24 protein-coding genes and 2 riboswitches are annotated in these 22,022 nt (G+C 70.5%); of the genes, 4 read left to right on the top strand and 20 right to left on the bottom strand.

All coding sequences use genetic code 11. The features are described from left to right. Positions 1–38 precede the first annotated feature (38 nt). A riboswitch (glycine riboswitch) is annotated at positions 39–151 on the bottom strand. Further along, positions 152–250: riboswitch (glycine riboswitch) on the bottom strand. 125 nt (positions 251–375) lie between these two features. The 11 genes from ACQPWU_RS26265 to ACQPWU_RS26215 all read right to left on the bottom strand — a co-directional run bounded on the left by ACQPWU_RS26265 (position 376) and on the right by ACQPWU_RS26215 (position 10,572). Then, a complete protein-coding gene (locus tag ACQPWU_RS26265; protein WP_433444373.1) occupies positions 376–996 on the bottom strand; it encodes a MerR family transcriptional regulator in 621 nt (206 codons plus the stop codon). A 147-nt stretch (positions 997–1,143) separates the two neighbouring features. Continuing rightward, positions 1,144–1,614: a bifunctional nuclease family protein gene (locus ACQPWU_RS26260; protein ID WP_090771501.1), complete on the bottom strand. Its 471-nt coding sequence runs from the start codon at positions 1,612–1,614 to the stop codon at positions 1,144–1,146. A gap of 133 nt (positions 1,615–1,747) precedes the next feature. Beyond that, complete coding sequence (gene ftsR, locus ACQPWU_RS26255) at positions 1,748–2,401, bottom strand: transcriptional regulator FtsR (RefSeq protein WP_433444372.1); 654 nt, start codon at positions 2,399–2,401, stop codon at positions 1,748–1,750. 67 nt (positions 2,402–2,468) lie between these two features. Beyond that, complete coding sequence (locus ACQPWU_RS26250) at positions 2,469–2,981, bottom strand: FHA domain-containing protein (RefSeq protein ID WP_433444371.1); 513 nt, start codon at positions 2,979–2,981, stop codon at positions 2,469–2,471. 294 nt (positions 2,982–3,275) lie between these two features. After that, entirely contained in the window at positions 3,276–5,780 is a 2,505-nt protein-coding gene (locus ACQPWU_RS26245; RefSeq protein WP_433444370.1) for a sugar phosphate nucleotidyltransferase, read from the bottom strand. 4 nt (positions 5,781–5,784) lie between these two features. After that, positions 5,785–6,366, bottom strand: a complete 582-nt coding sequence (locus ACQPWU_RS26240; protein WP_433444369.1) for a CDP-alcohol phosphatidyltransferase family protein — start codon at positions 6,364–6,366, stop codon at positions 5,785–5,787. A 43-nt stretch (positions 6,367–6,409) separates the two neighbouring features. Next, positions 6,410–7,177, bottom strand: coding sequence for a GNAT family N-acetyltransferase (locus tag ACQPWU_RS26235; RefSeq protein ID WP_433444368.1), 768 nt, complete (start codon positions 7,175–7,177; stop codon positions 6,410–6,412). Further along, complete coding sequence (locus ACQPWU_RS26230) at positions 7,167–7,763, bottom strand: phosphoribosylanthranilate isomerase (RefSeq protein WP_433444367.1); 597 nt, start codon at positions 7,761–7,763, stop codon at positions 7,167–7,169. The genes ACQPWU_RS26235 and ACQPWU_RS26230 overlap by 11 nt, the downstream gene beginning before the upstream one ends. Positions 7,764–7,773: 10 nt before the next feature. Then, positions 7,774–8,184, bottom strand: a complete 411-nt coding sequence (locus tag ACQPWU_RS26225; protein WP_433444366.1) for a hypothetical protein — start codon at positions 8,182–8,184, stop codon at positions 7,774–7,776. A gap of 118 nt (positions 8,185–8,302) precedes the next feature. Then, complete coding sequence (locus ACQPWU_RS26220) at positions 8,303–8,983, bottom strand: response regulator (protein WP_433444365.1); 681 nt, start codon at positions 8,981–8,983, stop codon at positions 8,303–8,305. Then, a complete protein-coding gene (locus ACQPWU_RS26215; protein ID WP_433444364.1) occupies positions 8,980–10,572 on the bottom strand; it encodes a histidine kinase in 1,593 nt (530 codons plus the stop codon). Before ACQPWU_RS26215 ends, ACQPWU_RS26220 begins: the two co-directional genes overlap by 4 nt. A 129-nt stretch (positions 10,573–10,701) precedes the next feature. Here ACQPWU_RS26215 and ACQPWU_RS26210 point away from each other — a divergent pair, with 129 nt between their 5' ends. Continuing rightward, positions 10,702–11,292 (top strand): class I SAM-dependent methyltransferase, encoded by a 591-nt coding sequence (locus tag ACQPWU_RS26210; protein ID WP_433444363.1) that lies wholly within the window; start codon positions 10,702–10,704, stop codon positions 11,290–11,292. A gap of 162 nt (positions 11,293–11,454) precedes the next feature. On the opposite strand, the gene ACQPWU_RS26205 is transcribed toward ACQPWU_RS26210, so the two are convergent. The 5 genes from ACQPWU_RS26205 to ACQPWU_RS26185 form a co-directional block, all read right to left on the bottom strand. After that, the gene (locus ACQPWU_RS26205; RefSeq protein WP_433444362.1) at positions 11,455–12,234 is read right to left on the bottom strand and encodes an enoyl-CoA hydratase/isomerase family protein; all 780 of its coding nucleotides are present in this window, start codon (positions 12,232–12,234) and stop codon (positions 11,455–11,457) included. Continuing rightward, positions 12,231–13,145 carry an alpha/beta hydrolase gene (locus tag ACQPWU_RS26200; RefSeq protein WP_433444361.1) on the bottom strand — a complete coding sequence of 305 codons (915 nt, stop codon included), beginning with the start codon at positions 13,143–13,145 and terminating at the stop codon, positions 12,231–12,233. The genes ACQPWU_RS26205 and ACQPWU_RS26200 overlap by 4 nt, the downstream gene beginning before the upstream one ends. Positions 13,146–13,154: 9 nt before the next feature. Continuing rightward, entirely contained in the window at positions 13,155–13,841 is a 687-nt protein-coding gene (locus ACQPWU_RS26195; RefSeq protein ID WP_433444360.1) for a gamma-glutamyl-gamma-aminobutyrate hydrolase family protein, read from the bottom strand. Positions 13,842–14,084: 243 nt separating this feature from the next. Then, entirely contained in the window at positions 14,085–14,375 is a 291-nt protein-coding gene (locus tag ACQPWU_RS26190; RefSeq protein ID WP_360712908.1) for a hypothetical protein, read from the bottom strand. A 12-nt stretch (positions 14,376–14,387) separates the two neighbouring features. Further along, positions 14,388–15,467 (bottom strand): WD40/YVTN/BNR-like repeat-containing protein, encoded by a 1,080-nt coding sequence (locus tag ACQPWU_RS26185; RefSeq protein WP_433444359.1) that lies wholly within the window; start codon positions 15,465–15,467, stop codon positions 14,388–14,390. 140 nt (positions 15,468–15,607) lie between these two features. Here ACQPWU_RS26185 and ACQPWU_RS26180 point away from each other — a divergent pair, with 140 nt between their 5' ends. Continuing rightward, complete coding sequence (locus tag ACQPWU_RS26180) at positions 15,608–16,405, top strand: helix-turn-helix domain-containing protein (RefSeq protein ID WP_433444358.1); 798 nt, start codon at positions 15,608–15,610, stop codon at positions 16,403–16,405. Here ACQPWU_RS26180 and ACQPWU_RS26175 read toward each other — a convergent pair. Next, complete coding sequence (locus ACQPWU_RS26175; protein ID WP_433444357.1) at positions 16,402–17,841, bottom strand: sialidase family protein; 1,440 nt, start codon at positions 17,839–17,841, stop codon at positions 16,402–16,404. The two genes, ACQPWU_RS26180 and ACQPWU_RS26175, sit on opposite strands and share 4 nt — an antisense overlap. Positions 17,842–17,907: 66 nt before the next feature. Beyond that, positions 17,908–19,026 (bottom strand): globin domain-containing protein, encoded by a 1,119-nt coding sequence (locus ACQPWU_RS26170; protein ID WP_433444356.1) that lies wholly within the window; start codon positions 19,024–19,026, stop codon positions 17,908–17,910. 291 nt (positions 19,027–19,317) lie between these two features. Between ACQPWU_RS26170 and ACQPWU_RS26165 the strand changes: the two genes are divergently transcribed. Together ACQPWU_RS26165 and ACQPWU_RS26160 are read left to right on the top strand one after the other, a co-directional pair. Beyond that, positions 19,318–19,626 (top strand): DsbA family protein, encoded by a 309-nt coding sequence (locus ACQPWU_RS26165; RefSeq protein WP_433444355.1) that lies wholly within the window; start codon positions 19,318–19,320, stop codon positions 19,624–19,626. A gap of 40 nt (positions 19,627–19,666) precedes the next feature. After that, the gene (locus ACQPWU_RS26160) at positions 19,667–19,957 is read left to right on the top strand and encodes a hypothetical protein (protein ID WP_433444354.1); all 291 of its coding nucleotides are present in this window, start codon (positions 19,667–19,669) and stop codon (positions 19,955–19,957) included. 51 nt (positions 19,958–20,008) lie between these two features. Here ACQPWU_RS26160 and thyX read toward each other — a convergent pair whose 3' ends face one another. Next, on the bottom strand, positions 20,009–20,743 hold the full coding sequence (gene thyX, locus ACQPWU_RS26155; RefSeq protein ID WP_433444353.1) for an FAD-dependent thymidylate synthase: 735 nt from the start codon (positions 20,741–20,743) through the stop codon (positions 20,009–20,011). Positions 20,744–20,828: 85 nt separating this feature from the next. Further along, the gene (locus tag ACQPWU_RS26150) at positions 20,829–21,983 is read right to left on the bottom strand and encodes an amidohydrolase family protein (protein WP_433444352.1); all 1,155 of its coding nucleotides are present in this window, start codon (positions 21,981–21,983) and stop codon (positions 20,829–20,831) included. Positions 21,984–22,022: the final 39 nt, after the last annotated feature.

The following is a 22,022-nucleotide window of genomic DNA, read 5'->3' as shown; positions in this document are numbered from 1 at the left end:
GCTATGGAGACCGGCGCCAGGGCGCGGGCGAGTGCCGGATCTCCCCCTCTGTCAGCGCGGCGGGACCGCGACCTGAGAGCTTCACCCCGAAAACGGGGCTTGCACCGTCGGTGAGACGCGCCTGGCCGGTGCGCCTGCTTTCCAGAGTTGCCTCGCCCGAGCGGTACGGGATGCCTGAGAGATTCCGGGGAGGGTTGCTCCTTCGGCGCCCCGGGACCCGTAGGCCCGGAGACTCTCCCGCACGGGGTCGTCAGCCTTGCTGTCCTAGATTACAACCCTATCCGTTACGGGCGAATTTCCACGACAGGGCGTGATTAGTCCGCCCGCGCGTAGGGGGCCCCGTTCGGGGGCCCACGCGGGCGGCGGGGTTCGCGCTCAGCCCATGCGCCGCGCGCGGCGGCGGCGGGCGAGTTCGTCAGCGGGGTGGTCGGCCGGGACGGTGTCCTCGACCGCTGCTCTTTCCCCCGGCAGCTCCGCGAGGGATCCCTCGACCTCACGCCAGACCCGGCCCAGCGCGATGCCGAACACGCCCTGACCGCCCTGCAGCAGATCGATCACCTCGTCGGCCGAGGTGCACTCGTAGACGCTGACGCCGTCGCTCATGAGCGTGATCTGCGCGAGGTCGGCGACCCCGCGGTCACGCAGATGCTGCACGGCCGTGCGGATCTGCTGCAGCGACACCCCGGTGTCGAGGAGCCGCTTGACGACCTTGAGCACCAGGATGTCTCGGAAGCTGTAGAGCCGCTGGGAGCCTGAGCCCTGCGCGGCTCTTATCGTGGGCTCCACGAGGCCCGTGCGCGCCCAGTAGTCGAGCTGCCTGTAGGTGATGCCGGCCGCCGCACAGGCCGTCGGCCCGCGGTATCCGATGTCGCCTGGCAGCGACGCCGGCTGCTCGTCGAAGAGCAGACCCTGCTCCCCGGCACGCTGCCGCGCGCTCTCGCGCCGCACCGGATCTTCCTGGCCGGCTGTCTTTCCCTCGCCGCTGCTGACCGCCACGCGGACCTCCGGCTTTCTCTCATCCCGTGGCCTGATCTGGGGGTTCGTAAAGGGCGACCACGGGTTTCACTTGCACCGTAGGACCGTGACCATGCTCAGTCAACGATCCGGCTCGGCGCGTCGTGAAGCGTAAATGCACCGAAATACCTACCCCGCCCTGCCGAAGTCTTCGGGTGTGATCGTGTCAAGGAACTCCCTGAACTTCTCCACCTCGTCCTCCTGGTCATCCGGGATGATGACCCCGGCCTCCTGGACGACCTCCTCGCTGGCGAAGATGCGTGCTCCGGTGCGCAGGGCGAGCGCGATCGAGTCGGACGGCCGCGCGCTCACCTCCACGCCGTTGGAGAACACCAGGTCGGCGAAGAAGATGCCGTCGCGCAGGGCGACGATGTTGACTGCTCGCAGGCCTACGCCCAGAGCGCTCAGCACGTCTCGGAAGAGGTCGTGGGTGAGCGGCCGCGGAGGTGGCTCCTCCGCTTGGGCCAGAGCGATGGCTGTCGCCTCGGTCATGCCAATCCATATAGGAAGGAACCGCTCCCCGTGTGCCTCCTTGAGCAAGACGATCGGCTGATTTGTGGGCATTTCTACTCGAACGCCCACGACCTCCATCTGCAACACGGGCTGCTCCGTATTCCTGACCGGTCATCCGGCACAGTTATTTGGCTCGTCGCTTCTGCTGACTGGCTACTGCAATTCAACGTAACACCCGGCGGGCATGGAACGCGCCTCCACCTCCCAGCTCGACTGGGTCTCAGCGCCCCAGAACGGACCGGATCCCCGACCGCACAAGGGATGCGTGCAAATCGAGCAGGAGTGCGGAAAGCTCCCTGGCGGCCTCGTCCGCCTCTCCGATGGCGCCGGGAGCCCGCCGTTTGAGTATGGGGGCGACGGTCTGCTCGACCAGGCCGCACTCGCGCTCGGCCGCCGCCTTGACCGCGCGCAGATGGCGGGCGTGCAGGCCGAAGCGGGCCAGGGCGCCGACGCTGCGGGCCACGTTGAGCGCCTCCTCGTCGTAGCGCCTGGCCACCGGGGCGAGCAGCCCGTAGTCCTCCAGCTCGGTGAGCGTCTCCTCGTCGATCCCCGCCGCCTCGAGCAGCTCGGCCCGGCTGAGCCGGACCTCCCGCTTCTCCTGCACGGCGCGCGGGCGGCCGAAGCTCTCCGCCATCCTGTCCTTGATCACCCGCAGCGGCAGGTAGTGGTCACGCTGCTCGGTCAGGATGAAGCGCAGCTGCTCTACGTGCAGGTGGGTGAACTTACGGTAGCCGGACGGGCTGCGCTCGGGCTCGATCAGCCCCTCACCCTCCAAGAACCGGATCTTGGAGATGGTCACGTCGGGGAACTCGCCCCGCAGCAGCGCGAGCACCTCCCCGATGCTCATGTGCGAGCGAGCCGCCTGTGCGCTCATGCGGCCTCCCTCGGCGGCCCCATGAGCTCACATGGGGCTGTGCGTGCCGGTCGCTCGCTCCGCTCGCTCATGCGCCGGCGTTGGTCCGCATCAGGAAGACGAGGCGGAACTTGCCGATCTGCACCTCGTCTCCGGAGTGCAGGGGGACCTCCTCGATGCGCTCCCTGTTGACGTAGGTGCCGTTGAGGCTGCCCACGTCGCGCACGGAGAACTGGCCACCACGGTGCCGGTAGAACTCGACGTGGCGACGGGAGACCGTGATGTCGTCGAGGAAGATGTCGCTCTCCGGATGGCGCCCGGTCGTGGTGAGCTCCTTGTCGAGCCGGAAGCGACTGCCCTGGTTGGGGCCTCTGGTCACCGTGAGCAACGCCGAACCGGGCGGCAGCTGCTCGACGAGGGCCCGCTCGGCCAGGAGCATGTCGCCTGTCTCAGCCTCGTACGCCTCGATTCCCGCGATGGAGATCGTCGATGTGGTGTCCCCGGAGACCTCGGGCCTGGTCAGCGGTGACCCACAACGGGAACAGAAACGGGCATCCTCGGGGTTGGCGTGCCCGCACTGCGTGCAGTAGACGCTCGGCATCGATCGGCTCGGCCTCCTACCGCGAAGACGCGGCGACGGTGCTCTAGGGCGCGCCTCGCTTCGCTTTTTCAAGTTTGCGAATGCCGCAACATACGCTGATCAGCGGCAAAGGTCAAGGCGGGGCACTGGACTATGGTTTGGACGCAGACAAAGTTACCGTCGCCCCGCCCCGTGGTCCATGCCGCCGCGCGTTTCTACATTACGATCTTGCGGCACTGAACGCGCACACTGTGAGTAGCGTTCTTCACCAGATTCATCGCCAGAGACCGTTCCATCACTCTCTGTGAGAGTTGATCAACCGGCGGCCTGCTCGACGATACGAGCCCACCGCTCGAGCAACGCCTGCGCGCTGTCCATGTCGTTCGCCTCGGCCCACAGGTCGGTGACGGGCTCGCTGGCGGCGGGCAGCACCAGCACCCAGCTCCCGTCGTCGCGGGCCACGCGCACGCCGTCGGTGGTGTCGATGCGGTGGCCATCCTGCTCCGCCTCGGCCGTCTCGATGACCGAGCGCATGACGGCGCCCTTGGCCGCCCACGGCGTGGGCACCGTGCGCTTGAGCATCTTCACCTCGGGGATCCTGGCGTCGATCTGGCTGAGCGAAAGGCGGGTGCGGGCCACCAGGCCGAGCATGCGCATGAACGCGGCCAGCCCGTCGATGGCCGGGCTGAACTCCGGCACGACGAAGCCGCCGCGCCCGTCGGCGGCGAAGATCATGTCGGGGCCGGCGGCGGCCGAGGTGAGGGCGTCGAGCGCGGTGGAGGTCCACTGCACCTGAACGCCGTGGAAGCGGCAGACCTGCTCGGCGACCCTGGTCGTGGTGACCGGCAGCGCCACCTGACCGCCCCTGCGCTCGGCGGCGACGAGGTCGAGCACGACGAGCAGGGCGCGTTCCTCGTTGATGAGGTGGCCCAGTTCGTCCACCAGGGCGATGCGCTCGCCGACCGGGTCGAACCGGACGCCGAACGCCGCCCGCGACGAGCTGACCAGCTCCGACAGGCGCTGCAGGTCGCGGCGGCGCTCGGCGAGCGTCTCGGTGGGCGAGACGTCGTCGAGGCGGGCGTTGACGGTGAGCACGTCGACGCCGACCCGGCCGAGCAGCTTGGGCAGCACCAGCGAGGAGGTCCCGCCCGCGCAGTCCACGACGACCTTCATGTCCCTGACGTCGTCCACGTCGACGTGGCGCAGCAGCTCGTTGGTGTAGTCCTCGACGGTCCTGGCCGGGTAGGTCAGCGAGGCGATCTCGCCGGGGAAGGCCCGGCGGTACTCCTGGCGGGAGACGACCCGCTCCAGCTTGCGCTGGGCGGCCGGGGGCAGGTCGGCACCGCGGCCATCCATGATCACGATGTCCACGCTCTGCGGGTCGCCCGGCGTGGTGCGCAGCGCGATGCCGCCCGCGGCCGACTCCCGTGCCGCGTGGAAGCGGGCGACGGGCAGCGGGGCGGCCTCGAGGTCCAGTACGTTGATCGCGCCCGCGGTGAGCGCGCCGATGACGGCCCGCTTGAGCGCCCTGGCGGCCAGGGAGCAGTCGCGGGAGGTGACGACGTACTCGCCCTTCTTGAGCGTGGTGGCGTACGCGCTGGCCAGGCGGACGCAGAGCTCGGCGGTGATCTCGACGTTGACCAGGCCGCTGACGCCCCTGGGGCCGAACAGGTTGCGCTGGCCGCGCGACTCCCAGATGACGCTGGTGTTGACGACGGCGCCGGCCTCGATGGTCTTGAACGGGTAGACCTTGACGCCGCTGGAGACGTACGCCTCGGGCTCGATGACGCACTCGTCGCCGATGACGGCGTTCTCCTCGATGCGGGCGCCGGCCATGATGTCGGTGCTCTTGCCGATGACGCAGCCGCGCAGGTGGGCGCCGGGGCCGAGGTAGACGTTGTCGTGGACGACCGCGCGGTGCAGGAAGGCGCCCTCGCGGACGACGACGTTGTTGCCGAGCACGGTGTACTCGCGCAGCTCGGCGCCCGCCTCGACCTTGGCGTAGTCGCCGATGAGCAGCGGGCCCTTGAGGACGGCGTCGGGGTCCACGGAGGCCGAGTCGGCGACCCAGACGCCCGGTGAGAGTTCGAAGCCGCCGATGTCCACGTTGACCTTGCCCGACAGGACGTCGGCCTGGGCCTTGAGATAACTTTCGTGGGTGCCGACGTCCTCCCAGTAGCCGTCGGCCACATAGCCGTAGATGGCGGCGCCGCGGTCGAGGAGGGCGGGGAAGACGTCGGAGGACCAGTCGACGGGCTCGCCCGGGGCCACCGCGTCGAGGACATCGGGTTCCATGATGTAGATTCCGGTGTTCACCGTGTCGGAGAAGACCTGGCCCCACGTGGGCTTCTCGAGAAAGCGCTGAACGCGCCCTTCCTCGTCCACGATGATGATCCCGAACTCGAGGGGGTTCGGCACACGCTTCAGACCAATTGTCACAAGTGCCGAATTTTCACGGTGAAATCGGATCATGTCCGATAAATCGATATCGGTCAGTGCATCGCCGGAGATGACCAGGAAGCGATCGTCGCGGAGGCGGTCGGCGGCGTTCTTGACGCTGCCCGCGGTGCCCAGGGGCACGTCCTCGGTGGCGTACTCGAGGCTCATGCCCAGCTCGTCACCGTCGCCGAAGTAGTTGCGCACGAGGGCAGCCAGGAACTGGAGCGTGACCACCGTCTCGGTGACGCCGTGCCGTTTGAGCAGGCGCAGCACGTGCTCCATGATCGGGCGGTTGGCCACGGGAAGCAGGGGTTTGGGCTGGTTGGCGGTCATGGGACGCAGCCGAGTGCCCTCTCCCCCTGCCATGACGACCGCCTTCACCCGATCACTCCTTTTTGGCCGAGGTTACGAGCTGGAGCACCTGTACCACATACAACACGCCTGCCCACCAGTACAGGCCCGTTCCCCAGAGCGCGAACGCCCACCCGGCAATTCGGGCTATATCGGCATACCACCCCGTGTGGGAGGCAAGGAAGAGGAGAGGGAAAGCGTACATGAGGTTGAACATGGCGGCCTTGCCCAGGAAATGCACCTGAAGTGCCTTGTAGCCATGTTTGCGAAGTACTGGAATGAAACTTCCGACGAAGAGTTCACGGCCCAGGATGACCACGACCAGCCACCACGGGATGACGTCACGTAGCAGCAGGCCGACGATGGTGGCGAAGACGTAGAGCTTGTCGGCCGCCGGGTCGATGATCCGGCCGAGCTTGCTGGTCTGGTTGAACGCCCGAGCGATCTTCCCGTCGAGCCAGTCGGTGAACCCTGCCACCGCGAGGATCCCGATGGCCCACCCGTCCGCCTTGGGTCCGAGAACCAGCCAGAGGAACACGGGGACGCCCAGGAGTCGCAGGAAGCTCAGGAGGTTGGGAATCGTCCAGATCCGGTCCTCGGCGGAAGTTTCGCTCACGCAGCAGACCCTACTGCGTGGAACTCCGACGCAGCGGGGGTGGTCAGGTGCGGAGGAAGGCGTGGGTGCGGCCCAGTTCCACGAAGCCGAGCTTGGCGTAGAAGTCCTTGGGCCAGTCGGCCGCGTCGGCCACCAGGAAGATCAGCTCGGCCTCCGCGGCCGCCGCGAGCAGCGCGGTCATCAAGGCGCGCGCATAGCCCTTGCCCCGATGCCCCTCACCGGTGAAGACGCTCTCGATCTGGGCGACGCCTCCGTGCACGTACAGGTCGGCCCTGGCGGCGATCTCCCCGTCCGGGGCGCGTACCCCCCAGAAGCTCACCGCGTCGGCGCCGCGCAGCCGGGCCTCCACCCGCCGGGCGAGCCGGTCGACGACCTCCTCCGGCGCCTGGGGCAGCGTCGCGCGCCAGTCGCGCCGTACCACGGGCAGCAGCTCCGCCAAGGAGAGCCGCTCGGCCGCGGGCGGCGGGCCGGGCGGGAGCGAGCCGCGGAAGGCCAGGATCAGGTGGGTCTCCCGCTCGTAGCCCGCGGCGGCGAACGCGGGCGCGAACGCGGTCCCGAGCCGGTCGTCGTCCACGCACACCAGCCGGTGGTCCCGCTCGGCGAGCACCTCGTCGGCCGTCCGCAGCAGGCTCTCGGCCGCCTCGGGCGGGGTCGCGGGGCCGGCGATCAGCTTGTTGTCGTCGTACGAGCCGGGAAAACGATCGTCCAGCACCGCGAACCCGCCGGGCGCCGCCACCACGCGGGGCGCCTTGCGGCGGGCGAAGGCGTGCTGGAAGCCCACCGCGCGGGTCAGCGCGACATCAGCCGACACCGCGGGCTTTCCGCAGGAACTCCCGGATGAGGGCCGAGTCCTTCACCCCGGGCGAGGTCTCGAGGCCGCTGGACACGTCGACCCCCCACGGACCGGCGGCCGCGATCGCCTCCGTCACGTTCGCGGGGGTGAGGCCCCCGGCCAGGAGCCACTGGCCCGAGGGACGGCCGCGGACCGCGGCCCAGTCCCACGGCTGTCCGGAGCCGGCGTGCGGTGCGTCCACGAGGAGCAGGTCCTCGTCGTAGGCCCCGCACCGCAGGTCGGCCTCCGCGTCGACGGCCCTGATCAGCCGGAGGCCGAGGTCCTTGAGCGCGGTGAAGTCGCCGTGCGGGTGCCTGCCGTGGAGCTGGATGGCGCGCACCCCGGACGCCAGCACCGCCGCCCGCACCGTGTCCGGGTCCTCCCCGCGGAACACCCCCACGGTCAGCACGTGGCCGGGCACCGCCGCGGCCAGCTCCGCCGCCCGCTCGGGCGTGATCCTGCGGGGGCTCCGGGTCATGACGAACCCGATCGCGTCCGCGCCCGCCTCGACGGCGGTGGCCACGTGCTCGGGATCGCTCAACCCGCAGATCTTCACATACACCACACCCCTGACCCTAGCGGCGGCCGGCGGCTGCCGGTGACCATGCCCAGATGAGTACGGCGACGATCAGCCCGAACAGGAGCACGCCGTTGGGCAGGTGCGCCCCCAGCCACAGCCAGGTGACGTGCTGGGCGAGCCCCACGACGAACAGCGCGAGGCTGGCCAGCGCGGGCCAGCCCGCCCCGCGGCCGGGGCGCCAGACGAGGACGGCCAGGACGATCTGGACGAGAGCCACGAGGTGGACGACCATGCCGGCCATGACGTGGGTCTCGATCATGGAGTCGGTCTCCACGGCCTGGCCGGCGAACGAGGCGGCCACGAGCAGCGCGGCGGCCTGGGCGGTGACGGCGATGCGCAGGCTGTAGAGCAGGCCCGGGGAGATCCGGCCGGCCGTCTTGGGTGCCTGGACCATGGTTTCCCGCATGATGATCAGAGGTCCTTTCCTCGGAAGTTGGAAAGACCAATGTTCGGGGCGGAGATCGCGGATGGGCGTCAGCCTGCGGGGTGACCGCCCGTACGCCGCCTGGCGGACCTGCGACCGTTCAGGAGGGCGAGCGCGGCCGGCGTACCGGGCGGAAGGAGGCGTCGACCAGGCCCGTACGGTGGGCCACGACCGCGGCCTGGATGCGGTTGCGCAGCCCCAGCTTGTCCATGGCCGCCGCGATGTGGGTCTTGACCGTCGTCACCCCCACGTGCAGCTCCTCAGCGATCTCCGCGTTGGACAGCCCGGTGCCGACCAGGGCCAGCACCTCCAGCTCGCGCTCGGTCAGCCCGGCGGGCGGGGGCGCCGCGGCCTGCTCCTCGGCCGACAGGAACCGCTCCACGACCCGCCGCAGCACCGATGGCGCCAGGAGCTGCTCCCCCGCGGCCGCCCGGCGCACGGCGTCCACCATGCGTTCCGGCTCGTCGTCCTTGACCAGGAACCCGACCGCGCCGGCTCGCAGCGCGGCGTAGACGTTGGCGTCCTCGGCGAACGTCGTCAGCACCACGAGCCGGGCACCCGGGCGGGCTGCGAGCACGCGCTTGATCGCCTCCAGCCCGTCCACCCTGGGCATGCGCAGGTCCATCAGGATCACGTCGGGCAGGTGGCGCTCGGCCAGGCGCACCGCCTCGGCGCCGTCCTCGGCCTCGCCCACGACCTCCATGTCGCCCGCGGCCTGCAGCAGCATCCGCACACCTGCCCGTACAAGAGCCTGGTCGTCGGCCACCAGCACGCGGATCACGCGGCGCTCCTCGACGGGAGGCTGGCGGCCAGCAGCCAGCCTCCCTCGCCGTCCGGACCGGCGGTGAGGGTGCCGCCGAGGGTGCGGACGCGTTCGCGCATGCCGGCCAGGCCGCGCCCGGACGAGGGCAGGCGTTCGACGGCGCTCGCCGGGCGGCCGTTGCGGATCTCCACCGACAACCCTTCCTTCGACGGGGTGACGGCGACGCGGACCCGGGTGCCGGGGCCGGCGTGTTTCAGCACGTTGGTGAGTCCTTCCTGGACGATGCGGGCGGCGGAGGCCCGGGCGATGAGCGGGGCCTGGTCGGTGGCGGGGTCGAGGTCGAGGTCCACGACGAGTCCGGCGGCGGCCATGCGCTCGGCGGACTCGCGGACCACGTCGGAGGGGTTGGCCAGCAGGTCGGGCTGGCGTTCGGGGTCGCGCAGCAGGTCGAGCAGGTCGCGCAGGTCCTGCAGCACCTGGTGCCCCGTCTCGCGGATGTCGGTGAGGGCGTCGGCGACGGGGCCGTCGGGGGCGGTGTAGCGGGCGGCGCCGGCCCGCAGCACCATCGCCCCCACGTGGTGGGCCACGATGTCGTGCACGTCGCGGGCGATGCGCTCGCGCTCGGCGAGCTGGTCGGCGCGCACCTGGGCGAGCGCCGCCCGGGCGGACTCCTCGGCGCGCAGCCGCTCGGCCGCCGTCGCGGCCTGCCGCATGCCGAGGTAGCGGCCGATCGCGATGGGCGTGGCCACCAGCGTCATGAGGATCCCGACACGGAACCCGGTGACCTGGGTGTCCGCGCCGACGACGGCGATCGCGGTCAGCATGCAGCCCGCGAAGTACGCGACCAGCGTCCACGCCCAGGAGCTCACCCGCATCGCGAACACGCCGATCGCGACCAGCGTGAGGATCACGCAGGTGTTGACGGCCTCGTTCAGGTAGGTGTCGGCGGCGACGAGCAGGACGCCCTGCATCAGGAACACCAGCCCGGGCAGCCGCCTGGCGATGCCCAGTGACAGGCCCCCGACCACGGCGAGGAGCCCGACCATCCAGACGGGCTGACTGCCCGCGTGCCAGCTGGTCCAGGTGCCCAGCACGGTGATCGCCACCCCGCCGGCCGCCAGCAGCGCGTCGGGCGTGACGTCCCGCTCCTCCAGCCGCCCCGCGGAGCTGCGCAGGTACGCCCCGAGCAAGGCGGGGAAGACCGGCAGGAAGACCGAGTACACCCAGCTGTTCGCCGTGAGCGCGATGCCGGGATCGGCCAGGTTGACCGCGGTCGCCATGATCGTGGCAGCCACCGCGACCGTGACGGCCCGCCACCCGGAGCGGTATCCCACCACCCCGACCGCGACGCAGACGAGGATCTGCGCCGTGTTGGACGTGAACGACCCGAGCTGGTCGGTCAGGATCAGGAACCCGGCCAGGTAGAGGCTGACCGGCACCGGCCACCGCCGGACGAACCCCATCGGCAGGCCCGCCAGCAGCGCCATCGGGACGTTCATCCCGGCGGGCAGGAACTCGGTGTCACCCGCGTGTGCCGTCGTCAACAGATCCAGCCCCACGCCCGAGACCGCGAGCAGGAGATCCAGCGGCCAACCGCGCCAACGCATGCCCACACGGTATCCGTCCGGCCTGGCGGCCTGATCCTCCGCGCGGAGGACCCCGCCTCCTCCATCTGGCCAGAGATCCGCCCCGACGAGGGAGCCCCCGGGAGAGATCTCACCCTAGGCTTAGGGGGCATGTCCAACGACACCGCACTTTTCCTCGGCCAGTTCCTGCGCGCCCCCGCCACGATCGGGGCGGTCGCGCCCAGCTCGCGGCGGCTCGCCTCGGCTGTCTGCGCGCCCGTCCCCGAGCGCGGCGAACCGACGGTGGTGGAGCTCGGCCCCGGCACCGGCCCCTTCACGGAGGAGATCCAGCAGCGGCTGGGCGGGCGCGGCCATCACCTGGCCGTGGAGGTCAACGAGCCGATGGCGCGACTGCTGGCGGCCCGGTTCCCGGCCGTGGACGTGGTGCACGCCGACGCCGCCCGGCTGGGCGACCTGCTGGCCGAGCGCGGGCTGCGGCAGGCGGACGTGGTGGTGAGCGGGCTGCCGTGGGCGGCGTTCCCGCAGGAGTTGCAGCACTCCTTGCTGGACGCGGTGACCTCGGCGATGAACCATGGGGCGGCGTTCACGACGTTCTCCTACATTCACGCCATCCCGCTGAGCTCCGCCCGTCGTTTCCGCGCGCTGCTGGCCGAGCGGTTCGAGGAGGTCGTGCCGGGGCGTACGGTGTGGCGCAACACCCCTCCGGCCTTCGTCTTCCATGCGCGCAGGCCCCGGACTTAAAGTAAAAGGAGGCGGCCATGGTGCGCGCAGGCCGGGGTGAGTCTCTGCCTCGTCCCCGGAGCAACGTTCTCGGCCTCGGTGAACAGGCCCTCGACAACCGCGCGCCCCAGGCCGCCCCGTCCTGTCCCCGCTACCCGAAGCAGGGGGAAGCACACACGTGGGTCAGCCGAACGACGGCGGCCGCTTCTCCCGCAGCGCACGCAGGCCCTCGGCCACGTCCGGGCCGGTGAAGCCGAGGAACTCCATGGCCAGGGAGGCGTCGAAGGACGGCCCGGCCAGGCGCAGCCAGTTGTTGAGCGAGTATTTGGTCAGCCTGATCGCCTCCTGGGCGCCGGAGGCGAGCCTGACCGCGATCTCCATGGCCTTGTCGTGCACCTGGTCGTCGTCCACGCACAGGCTGACCAGGCCCATCCGCTCGGCCTGCTCACCCGTGACGGGCTCGCACAGCAGCAGGTGGTATTTCGCCTTGGCCAGGCCGCACAGCAGCGGCCACACGATCGCCGCGTGGTCGCCCGCGGCGACGCCGAGTCTGGTGTGCCCGTCGATGATCCGCGCGGTGCGGCCCGCGACGGAGATGTCGGCCAGCAGCGCCACGGCCAGCCCGGCCCCGACCGCCGGGCCCTGGATGGCCGAGACGATCGGCTTGGAGCAGTTGAGCACGTTGTAGACGATGTCGCGAGCCTCGGCGAACACGCGCAGCCTGGTGGCGTGGTCGCGGGTCATGTCCTCGATCATGGACAGGTCGCCGCCCGCGGAGAACGCCTCGCCCTCACCCCTGACGACCACGGCCCTGACGCCGTCGTCCCGGTCGGCGTCGCGCCAGATCTCGCCCAGCTCGCGGTGGGCCGTCGCGTCCACGGCGTTGAGCCTGGACGGCTCGCTGATCGTGACCCGCAGCACGCCGTCGGCCGGGGTGTCGATCTTGAGCTTGGCGTACGTCACAACGACTCCCGCAGCCGGTCGGCGACGTACTCGCGGGCCTCGAGTGCCTGGTCGAACAGGCCCGGCAGGACGAAGAAGCTGTGCACCGCGCCGTCGAACCTGCGGAGCTCGGCCGGCACGCCGGCCTCCGCCAGGCGGCGCGCGTACCGCTCGCCCTCGTCCCTGAGCACGTCGCACTCGGCGGTCACGACCGTCGCGGGCGCGAGACCGGCGACGTCGGGCAGGCGCAGCGGCGACAGCCGCGGGTCCTGCGGGTCGGCGCCGGGCGCGTACTGGCGGGCGAACCATGCCATCTCCTCGGCGTCCAGCCCGAACCCCTTGGCGAACTCGCGGTAGCTAGGCGTGTCCATGCCCACGTCGAGCACGGGGTAGACGAGCGCCTGGTGCTTGAGGGTCAGACCGGCGTCGCGGGCCTGCCAGGCGGCGACGGCCGCGAGGTTGCCGCCCGCGCTGTCGCCGACGACGGCCACGCTGCCGTTGCTCTGGTAGAAGGCGGGGCGGGCGAAGATGTCGCGCACCACCGTCCAGGCGTCCTCGGCGGCGGCCGGGAACGGGTGCTCCGGAGCCAGCCGGTAGTCGACGGACACCACCACCGCGCCGGTGCGGATGGCCAGGTCGCGCCCGGCCGCGTCGTTGCGTCTGACGCTGCCGAAGACCCAGCCGCCGCCGTGGAAGTAGACGACGACCGGCAGCAGGCCGTCGCCGGGGTCGGCGCGGTAGATCCGGATGGGCACGCCCTCGGCCAGCTCGTCCCGGACGAAGGGCAGTTTCGTCAGCGGCCCCCGGTGGGCGGCCAGGCCGTCCTGCGCGCGCAGCTCCTGGATCCTGGCCAGGTCGAGCGTGGCCAGATCGGTGTCGAGATCCGACGGATAGAGGGCGACGTACTCCCGGGCCTGGGGGTGCAGCGTCATGATCGCAGCCTATCGGGCCGCCTCGATGAACGCATCGAAGAGCCGGTCGTCGCCGTCACGCTCCGGGTGCCACTGGACACCCACGCCGAACCTGTGGCCCTGCAGCTCGATCCCCTCGACGATCTGGTCCTCGGCCCAGGCCACGGCCAGCAGGCCGCTGCCGAGGCGGCGTACGGACTGGTGGTGGGGCGCGGTGACCTCGACCCGGTCGCCCACGGCCTTGCCGAGCTTGCTGGAGACGCTGACCTGGATCGTGTGCCCGGCTCCGGGCTCGCCGTGGCGGTCGTTGTCGAGCACCTCGGGCAGCCAGGGGATCAGCGTGCCGCCCTGGGCGACGTTGAGCACGTGCATGCCCCTGGCGACGGCCAGGATGGGCAGGTCGGCCCGGACGGCGGCCCTGGCCAGGGCCAGCTCGAACCGGTCGCGGTGGCGCTGCGGCTCGGGCACGCGCTCGTCGCTCTCGCCGCCGTAGGTGTCCGCGCCGACCTCGGCGCCTCCGGCCAGCACGATGCCTTGGAGGCCGCGTACGTAGTCCTCGATGGCGGGCGTGCCGATCGGCGGCAGCATCACGGGCGCGCCCCCGGCCCGCCCGATCGCCTTGGCGTAGGCGGGAGGCGACAGCACGGCCTCGCGTACGTATTCACTCCAGCGGGCGGCCTCGAGGTAGGCGGTGATGCCGATCAGCGGTCGGGACATGCGATCTCCAGGGGGCATGGGAGCCGTGCCGCCATCAGCCTGTCGAGGTGACGGCCACATGCCCATCATGGCGCAGACTCTTTCCGTTATGTCACCTCTCCCAAAGATCTACCACTTCTGTCCCTCTGAGGTAGACGCGCAGCCTTCCGGCCAGGGCCGTCGGCGGGCACGGCCTTGGCAGCGCCGTGCCCGTGACCTGGTCGTGCGCGCCGCGAAGCTGAGCGCCGCCGCGTCCGGCGGCGCTCAGACCAGCGCGGGCGTGACGTAGATCTCCGCGCCAGGGGGCAGGGCGCAGTCGAGGTCGCCGAACCCCGTGGCGTTCTCACCGCACACGATCATGCTGATGTGCCTGCGGATGAGCCCGTACTCGTCGCGCAGCCGCTCCTCCAGCAGCGGATGCGTACGGCGGAGCATGTCGAGCGCCGACCCCAGGGTGGGCGGGGAGTCGCGGTCGGCGGCGACGGCGAAGACCTTGACCTCCGTGCGCCCGCTCACCCACCGCCGCAGCATGCCCGGGAGAACGAAAACCACCATGGTCACCATGGCCTAGAGCACCGCCGCGCGCACCGTGAGCACGTCGGGCAGGTGGCGGCCGACCAGCGACCAGGTCTCGCCGTCGTCGCGCGAGCAGTGGACCTCGCCGTCGCGCGTGCCGAAGAAGAGCCCCGCCTCCGACGCGGTCATCGCATCACGCAGCACGCTCCCGTGCACGGGCGCCTCGGGGAGCCCCGCGCCGAACGGCCGCCACGTCTGGCCCGCGTCGTCGCTGCGGAAGACGCGGTAGCGGTGGTCGACCGGCGTGCGGTCCATGTCGGCCGTCAGCGGCAGCACGAAGACCGTGCCGGGCCGCGACGGGTGCGCCACGATCGGGAAGCCGAAGTCCGACGGCAGCTCCGAGCCGATGTCGTGCCAGCTCCCGCCGAAGTCGTCGCTGCGGTAGACGCCGAAGTGGTGCTGCAGGTAGAGCCGCTCCGGCCGGGAGGGGTCCATGGCGACCTTGTGCACGCACTGCCCGAACTCCGGGTATTGCTGACCCTCGGGCATGAACGGGGCCCGGATGTTCTGGTTGGCGGCCTCCCATGACAGCCCGCCGTCGGTGGAGCGGTAGAAGCCGCCGGTGGAGATCGCGACGCCCAGGGTCTGGGGGTCGGTCGGGTGGAGGACGATCGTGTGCAGGCACAGGCCGCCGCCGCCCGGCTGCCACTGCGGCCGGTGCGGGTGCTCCCACAGCCCCTCGATCAGCCGGTAGGTGACGCCGCCGTCCTCCGAGCGGAACAGCGCGCCCGGCTCGACGCCCGCCCAGACGACGCCGGGCTCGGAGGGTGAGGGCGCGAGCTGCCAGACCTTCGTCAGGGTCGTCTCCGTCTTGTCCGGGAAGGCGATCGGCGGCTGCTCCGCCTCGCCCCAGGTCTTCCCGAGGTCATCCGAATAGACGACGGACGGACCGAAATGACCGTATTCGATGCCGGCCAGGAGTCGGGGTGTGGTGCCGCGGGTGTCGATCGCCACCGACGGCACCGCGACCGTGGAGAACTGGATCGGCTCGATCTCGAACGGGCCGCCGCCGGTCGAGCGGGCGAGGAACAGGCCCTTACGGGTGCCGATCGCGAGGACTGCGTCACTCATGGCTTCGCTCCTTCTCGTCGTGCGGCCATCGTGCCACGTGGGACCGACAGGTTCTGAGGACTGGGAGTTTTCCTCCCACAGGAGCCGCATTACCTGGCGGGTAATCGAGACGCTTCCCTCCAAGCGATAGCGTTCCGGACATGGGAGCCGTAGCCATATATGACGAGTCTTTTGGGGATCTGCTGCGTTCGTGGCGGCAGCGGCGACGGGTCAGCCAGCTGGACCTGGGCATAGAAGCCGACGTTTCGGCCCGCCACATCAGTTTTCTGGAGACCGGGCGCGCCCGGCCGAGCCGCGAGATGGTGATCAAACTGGCCGAGGAGCTGGAGGTGCCGCTGCGGCACCGCAACAGGCTGCTGGTGTCCGCCGGGTTCGCGCCGGTATACCCAGAACGCGAGGTACGCGCCCCTGAGTTCGGGGTCGTGCGCCAGGCGCTGGACAAGATCCTGGCCGGGCACGAGCCGTATCCGGCGGTCGTGGTGGACGCGGCGTGGAACCTGGTGGCGGCCAACTCGGCGGCCGCGATGTTCATGGACGGGGCGCCGGCCGAGCTCCTGAAGGAGCCGATCAACGTGATGCGGCTGTCGCTGCACCCACAGGCGATGGGCGGCCGGCTGCTGAACCTGGCCGAGGTCCGGGCGCACCTGCTGCACCAGCTGCGCAGGCAGGCCGAGGTGTCCGGCGACGGGCGGCTGGCCGAGCTGCACGATGAGCTGGCCTCGTACACCTATCCGGGGGTGGACCTGAACGTGGCGCACGTGCCCGGCCCCGCGGACATCCTGGTCCCGCTGCGGATCGCGGCCGGTGACCGGGTGCTGTCGATGTTCACCACGATCGCGACGTTCGGCACGCCGGTGGACGTGACGGTCTCCGAGCTGGCCATCGAGACGTTCTGGCCGAACGACGAGGAGACGGCCGCCGCGTTCCACAAGGGTTAGCGGGCCGTCGCGGGCAGGTCCGGCGCCTCCTCGCCGGCCGCGACGGGCGCGTCGATCGCGAGCGGGGCGCGGCCGCCGCCGGTGATCGGCAGCCCGCCCGTGACGGTGTAGGTGCGCACGTCGTACGCGCCGCCCTCGGGGGCGGCCGCGGCCGTGAAGGCCACGTAGGCGTTGCCGCCGGGGACGACCGAGGTGGAGATGTAGTCGCCCGCCATGCGGCCGTGCGCGGTGTTGGCGAGCCAGCCGAGCTCCATCGGCCCGTGCAACTCGCCGGGCCGCGACCAGCTCGCGCCGCCGTTGTCGGAGGAGGTGTAGCCGATCGTGAGGCGGCAGGTGGCGGCCGTGCAACCGGCGGACGGGTAGCGGTAGTAGGCCAGCGCCAGCCTGGCGGTGCCGCCCGAGCTGTCGCGGTCGACGCCGAGGCCGGGGATGAAGTGGTCCCCGCCGTCGTTCGTGACGCGTGTGATGTGGCTCCACTCGTCGCCGGTGGCCGAGGTGCTCATGACGATGTCGTTGCCGCCGCAGCTGAGCTGGAAGCGGCAGTCGTGCCAGGCGACGTACACGGTGCCGGCCGCGTCGGTCTCCGCCGACGGCAGCGGCGCGGCCCGCAGCCCGCCGGCGACCGTGTGCCGCCGCACGGTCGCGACGAGCACGCTGTCGCCCCAGCTCGCACCGCCGTCGCCGGAGCGTAAGGAGCGGATCTGCTGCTCCCCGCTCAGGTACGGCACCACGACGGCGCCGTTGGGCCGCACCACCGGCTGCCCGCCGAGACCGGTCGCGGACGTGCCGGTCTCCTGCCAGGTCAGGCCGCCGTCGGAGGAGCGGGACACCTTGATCGCGTTGCCCGCGGCGACGTCGTCGTACACCGTGTAGCAGCGGCCGTAGAACGGGCTGCGCGGGGCGTTGTCGCAGACGATCCAGCTCTTGTCCAGGTCGCCCCCGTTGGCGACGGCGGTCGTGACCGGCCCCTCCCAGGTCAGCCCGCCGTCCGTGGAGCGGCTGGTGAGCACTGCCGCACCGGCTATGCCGCCCGTGTCGGTGAGCGCCAGCGAGGAGATCAGCCAGACGCCGTGCCTGGCGTCGAAGGCCACCGACGGGTCGCTGACCCGGTTGTAGGAACCCCCGCCGAACGTGGTGATCCCGGGCAGGACGCCCTTGGCCCACGTGGCGCCGTCGTCGGTGGAGGTCGCGAACGCGATGCCGGACGCCCCTCCGTCGAAGAACCGGCCCGCCTGCTGCGCCGCCACGATGGTCGTGCCCGAGTGGAAGGTGTCGGGGCCGGCCTGGGTGCCGTGCTGGCTGGTGGCGTTCGCGTACGAGTCGGCCCCGAGCTCCGTCAGCGGGACGGCCTCGGACGCCAGGGCGGGAACGGGGGTGAGGAGGAGCGTTACGATCAGCAGCCCGCCGATTCCTCGGCGCCTGGCGGGGGATGGCACAGTCCACCTCCACGTTGGCGTGTCATCCTCCACCTCTCACCTTTCGACCCGATATGTCAAGATCTGTCAGCGTTCGGCATGGACGACGTCCCGGTGGATGCGCGACAGGGGCACGCCGTCGATCTGGAGGCGCCGGACCGTCTCGTTGACCATGGAGGTCGGGCCGCACACGTACACGTCGTGCTCGGCCCAGGAATGGAAGCGCTGCGTGACCTCGGGCAGGTGGCCCCGCATCCCGTCGTAGGAGGGCTCGTCCGACACCACGGGCAGCACCCGCAGCCAGGGGAACGACGACTCCATCCTGATCAGGTCGGGCAGGTCGTACAGCTCCTCCGACGTGCGCGCGCCGTACAGCAGGTGGATGTTGGGCCGGCGGCCCGAGGCGATGATGTGCTCGATGATCGCCTTGAGCGGCGCCAGGCCGGTGCCGCCCGCCACGCACAGCACGTCACGCGAGCTGCGCTCGCACGGCGCCATCGTGCCCATCGGCGGCCCCAGCATGAGCGTGTCGCCGATGCGGGTGTGCCTGATGAGCGTGGTGGACACCCAGCCACCGGGGACGGAGCGGACGTGCAACCTGATCGTGTTGTCGGGGCGCGGCGCGTTCGCGATGGAGAAGTTCCGCCACACGCGGGGCCAGCGCGCGGTCTGCACGTTGACGTACTGTCCCGGCGTGTACGGCAGCCGCTGCGCGGGCCGCAGCGTGAGAACCGCGATGTCGCGATGGCGCTGCTCGTGGTCGATCACCTCGGCCAGCCACCAGGCGGGCGAGCCCCCCGAGTCCGACTCGGCCGACTCCATCATGAGCTTCGCGGCCGCCGTGTACGCCGCGACCCAGGCCGCCTCGATCTCGGCGTTCCAGATGTCGGCCGCGAAGCGGCGGATGGTGGCCAGCAGCGCGTTGCCGACCGCGGTGTAGTGCTCGGTGAGCACGCCGTACTTGCGATGGTCCCTGCCCAGCTGGCCCAGGTAGGCCGCGAGGCTGTCCGGGCTGTCCAGACTCCACACGATCCGGGTCAACGCGCTGAACAACCGGTCGCGCTGGACGTCCATGGCAGGCGGGAACATGCCACGCAGGTGCGGGCTTTCGGCGAACAGCCGGCCGTAGAAGTAGGCCGTGGCCTTGTCGGCCTGCGGTTCGATGACGGAGAAACTCTCTTTTACGAGGCGCGGATTCAACGACATTTACCAACCCCACCTAGGGACCGGAATGGTATTCCGGTCGTGTCGTTCACCCCCTTGACGGCTCCGGGTCACGAGCGCCCGGTCCCTCCCCGGCACTCCGATGCGCTCGAAATTGAGTCTTACACCACCGATGACCCGTCACAACCGTTTCCCCCCAATACGGTGCGATGCGAGCTATCCGTAGTTGTTTCGTGATTCTCCGCACACGATTTTCGGACTATAAATACGAATAAAAATCACATTTACTGGTGTAGTCCGCTCTTTGAATGATCGTGATGCATTTGCGCGGCCATGATCTCCTGCGCGGAACGCGCGATCCAATCAACCAGCCCGCGCAGATGCGAGACCGCCTGCCTGCTCGCGAGCCTGGCCTCCGAGGCGGGTCTGGACGCGCCGGCCGTTCGCGAGATGCTCGCCCGGGGCGACTTGGCCGACGCTGTCAGGGCGGAGGAGCGGCGGGCCGGCGAGCTGGGCGTCTCAGGCGTGCCCGCGTTCGTCTTCGGCGATCGTTACGCGGTCTCGGGCGGGCAGCCGGTGGAGACCTTCGCCAGGCTGCTGGACCGGACGTGTCAGGCCGGCACAGGCAACGGTAACCGCTGACTCCATTCCCGTCCTGTCGCGGCAGGCGTACCATCCGGCCATGGCAGTCCTCCATCCCAGGCGGGTAGCCTGGGAAGGCGCTCGGATCTTCGTCTCCGCCGCGAACACGGACGCCTACTGGTGGCTCAGCGACACGGTCGGCCACTATCTGGGGTCCATGTACCAGCTGGAGCTGTGCGAGACGCGGCTGCGGTTACAGGCGGAGGCGGACGCGATCTACGCGGAGGCGGGCGCGTGGCGCGCCCGCCTGGACGAGCTCCTCGACACCCACCCCGCCGCGGCCGCGATCCTCACTCAGATGATCTCCGAGACGACTTCCCGCCTCCCTTGACGCATGCGGCAGAGGCTCCGCTGCCTGCTTCCAACCCCGTGGAGCGTGAGGTCAAGGGCAGACTCGTCCGTTGGCCTCGAACGCCTCATGAGTCAAGGGCATGAGCTCCGCCCACAACGCCTCCATCTTCTCGGCGACCATCTCGATCTCGCGCTGCGGGAACGACGGGAACGCGGAGTCCTCCCGCTTCACACGGAGCGACAGGAAGTTCATCAGGGCACGGGCGTTGCAGGTGGCGTACATCGAGGAATAGAGGCCCACAGGCAGCACCGTGCGGGCCACCTCGCGCGCCACCCCTGCCTCGAGCATTTCCAGATAGGCCCGATAGGACTGCCGGTAGCTTTCCTGGGTCGCCTCCGTGACCAGCTTGTGCTGCTCGGCCGTGCCGTCCTTGAACACGTACTTGCCGGGCTTTCCTTCTTGCACCAGCTTCCGGTCGGGTCCTGGCACATAGAAGACCGGCGTCAGCTTCCGATACCTGCCGGACTCCTCGTTGTAGGAGAAGGTCCGGTGCCGCATGAACTCCCGGAAAACGAAGATCGGCGCGCTGACGTAGAAGGTCATGGAAGAGTGCTCGAACGGCGTGCCGTGCCTGTCTCGCATCAGGAAGTTGATGAGGCCCTTGGAACGCTGGGGATCGGCTTCGACCTCCGCCAGAGAGCTCTCACCCTTCGTGGAGACCCGTGCCGCCCACAGCACGTCCGCGTCCGACGCGGCAGCCTTCACCAGCTCCACGTCCATGTCGCCGCGGAACGTGATCTCGGTCTCGGGTTCGGCATTGCCCATGGAGAGCCCCCGCTCAGGTTGGGTGTTGTGACGGCCTCAAGCAAACCAGGTCGGGCCACTCGGCGCGAGTCAGGGGTGACCCGGTTCAGAGGCGGTAGACGCGGCGGGCGTTGCCTGAGCCGATCATGTGGGCGACGCGGGCGGCGTCGGCGGGGCTCCACTCCCCCGACGCGAGCCGGGCCGAGAGTGCCGCGCCGAGCGCCCGACGGTAGTAGAGCGCGCCCAGGTAGGCCGTCTCGGCCACGCTGTGGCAGCCCGAGCTGAACAGCTGCTTGTGGAACGGCGCCAGCTCGAGCAGCTCGTCCACGACCTTGACCAAGGCGGAGGTGTGCGGGAGTGCGAGGCCGACGTCGACGTACACGTGCGGGTAGACGCCGGCGAGGTAGGCGGCCTGGCGGTGGTACGGGTAGCAGTGCAGCAGGATGATCGGCACGCCGAGCGGCTGCAGCATCCTGGCGAACTCGCTCAGCCTGCCCGGGTCGGTGCGGTGCAGGTCGAGGCCCGAGCCGCCGAAGCCCGTGTGGAACTGCACGGGCAGCCCGCGCTCCCTGGCCACGTCGACCGCGCACCACAGCAGGTGGCGGAGCATGACCTCGTCGGTCAGCGGCTGCTTCGGGTCCGACAGCCGCCGGTTGGCCGCCGCGATCACCGATCCCCTGCTGGGCCTGGCCGGGTCGAAATCGAGGCCGCACAGCGCGCCGATGACGGTCTTGAGCCCGACCGCTCTGGCGGCCCTGGCGGCCAGCTCCTCGCCGAGGCCGTCCAGGTAGTCCGCGGCCAGCTGGGCCGTCTCGGCCACGTCCCGCTCGACCTGCTCGATCCGTACGAGCTCGTCGGCGGCGGCCCCGCCGTGGCGGCCCATCTCGGTGGCCGTCAGCAGCTCGACGTCGTCCGATGCCGTGTCCACCGCCGTGTCCACCAGGAACGCCACCACCCCGCCCCCCGCCAGCAGCCGCCGGTTGACCTCGGCCGCGCCCAGCTCCTCACGGCGTGAGAGGTAGACGGCGGGCGGCGCGTGCGGCTCCAGGTCGAGCACCGGCGCGCACCAGCGGCGCAGGGCCGCGCCGAACGGCGTGTCGAAGTGGGTGGTGCCGGGCGGCGCCGGGCTGCCGCCCTCGTTGATGAGCAGCTCGAACTGGGCTCTGCTCAGGTCGTCTCGCCGCACCCCGTGACAGTGGTGGTCGACGAGCGGGGCGAGCAGCGCGTCACGCACCGTGCGGGGTAGATCTACGGGGAGCATGCGGAGACTCTAGGGGAGCTCCGCATGCCCCGGCGGCGG

It is taken from the genome of Nonomuraea sp. CA-141351, from assembly GCF_050944675.1.
GTDB lineage: Bacteria > Actinomycetota > Actinomycetes > Streptosporangiales > Streptosporangiaceae > Nonomuraea.
This window is presented reverse-complemented; position numbering and strand designations above follow the sequence as displayed.

Excerpts from the sequence above, each read along its gene's own strand:
- ftsR (WP_433444372.1), bottom strand. The coding sequence starts at position 2,401 with ATGAGCGCACAGGCGGCTCGCTCGCACATGAGCATCGGGGAGGTGCTC.
- ACQPWU_RS26250 (WP_433444371.1), bottom strand. The coding sequence starts at position 2,981 with ATGCCGAGCGTCTACTGCACGCAGTGCGGGCACGCCAACCCCGAGGAT.
- ACQPWU_RS26225 (WP_433444366.1), bottom strand. The coding sequence starts at position 8,184 with ATGCGGGAAACCATGGTCCAGGCACCCAAGACGGCCGGCCGGATCTCC.
- ACQPWU_RS26215 (WP_433444364.1), bottom strand. The coding sequence starts at position 10,572 with ATGCGTTGGCGCGGTTGGCCGCTGGATCTCCTGCTCGCGGTCTCGGGC.
- ACQPWU_RS26210 (WP_433444363.1), top strand. The coding sequence starts at position 10,702 with ATGTCCAACGACACCGCACTTTTCCTCGGCCAGTTCCTGCGCGCCCCC.
- ACQPWU_RS26200 (WP_433444361.1), bottom strand. The coding sequence starts at position 13,145 with ATGACGCTGCACCCCCAGGCCCGGGAGTACGTCGCCCTCTATCCGTCG.
- ACQPWU_RS26195 (WP_433444360.1), bottom strand. The coding sequence starts at position 13,841 with ATGTCCCGACCGCTGATCGGCATCACCGCCTACCTCGAGGCCGCCCGC.
- ACQPWU_RS26190 (WP_360712908.1), bottom strand. The coding sequence starts at position 14,375 with ATGGTGGTTTTCGTTCTCCCGGGCATGCTGCGGCGGTGGGTGAGCGGG.
- ACQPWU_RS26185 (WP_433444359.1), bottom strand. The coding sequence starts at position 15,467 with ATGAGTGACGCAGTCCTCGCGATCGGCACCCGTAAGGGCCTGTTCCTC.
- ACQPWU_RS26180 (WP_433444358.1), top strand. The coding sequence starts at position 15,608 with ATGGGAGCCGTAGCCATATATGACGAGTCTTTTGGGGATCTGCTGCGT.
- ACQPWU_RS26170 (WP_433444356.1), bottom strand. The coding sequence starts at position 19,026 with ATGTCGTTGAATCCGCGCCTCGTAAAAGAGAGTTTCTCCGTCATCGAA.
- ACQPWU_RS26165 (WP_433444355.1), top strand. The coding sequence starts at position 19,318 with ATGATCTCCTGCGCGGAACGCGCGATCCAATCAACCAGCCCGCGCAGA.
- ACQPWU_RS26160 (WP_433444354.1), top strand. The coding sequence starts at position 19,667 with ATGGCAGTCCTCCATCCCAGGCGGGTAGCCTGGGAAGGCGCTCGGATC.
- thyX (WP_433444353.1), bottom strand. The coding sequence starts at position 20,743 with ATGGGCAATGCCGAACCCGAGACCGAGATCACGTTCCGCGGCGACATG.
- ACQPWU_RS26150 (WP_433444352.1), bottom strand. The coding sequence starts at position 21,983 with ATGCTCCCCGTAGATCTACCCCGCACGGTGCGTGACGCGCTGCTCGCC.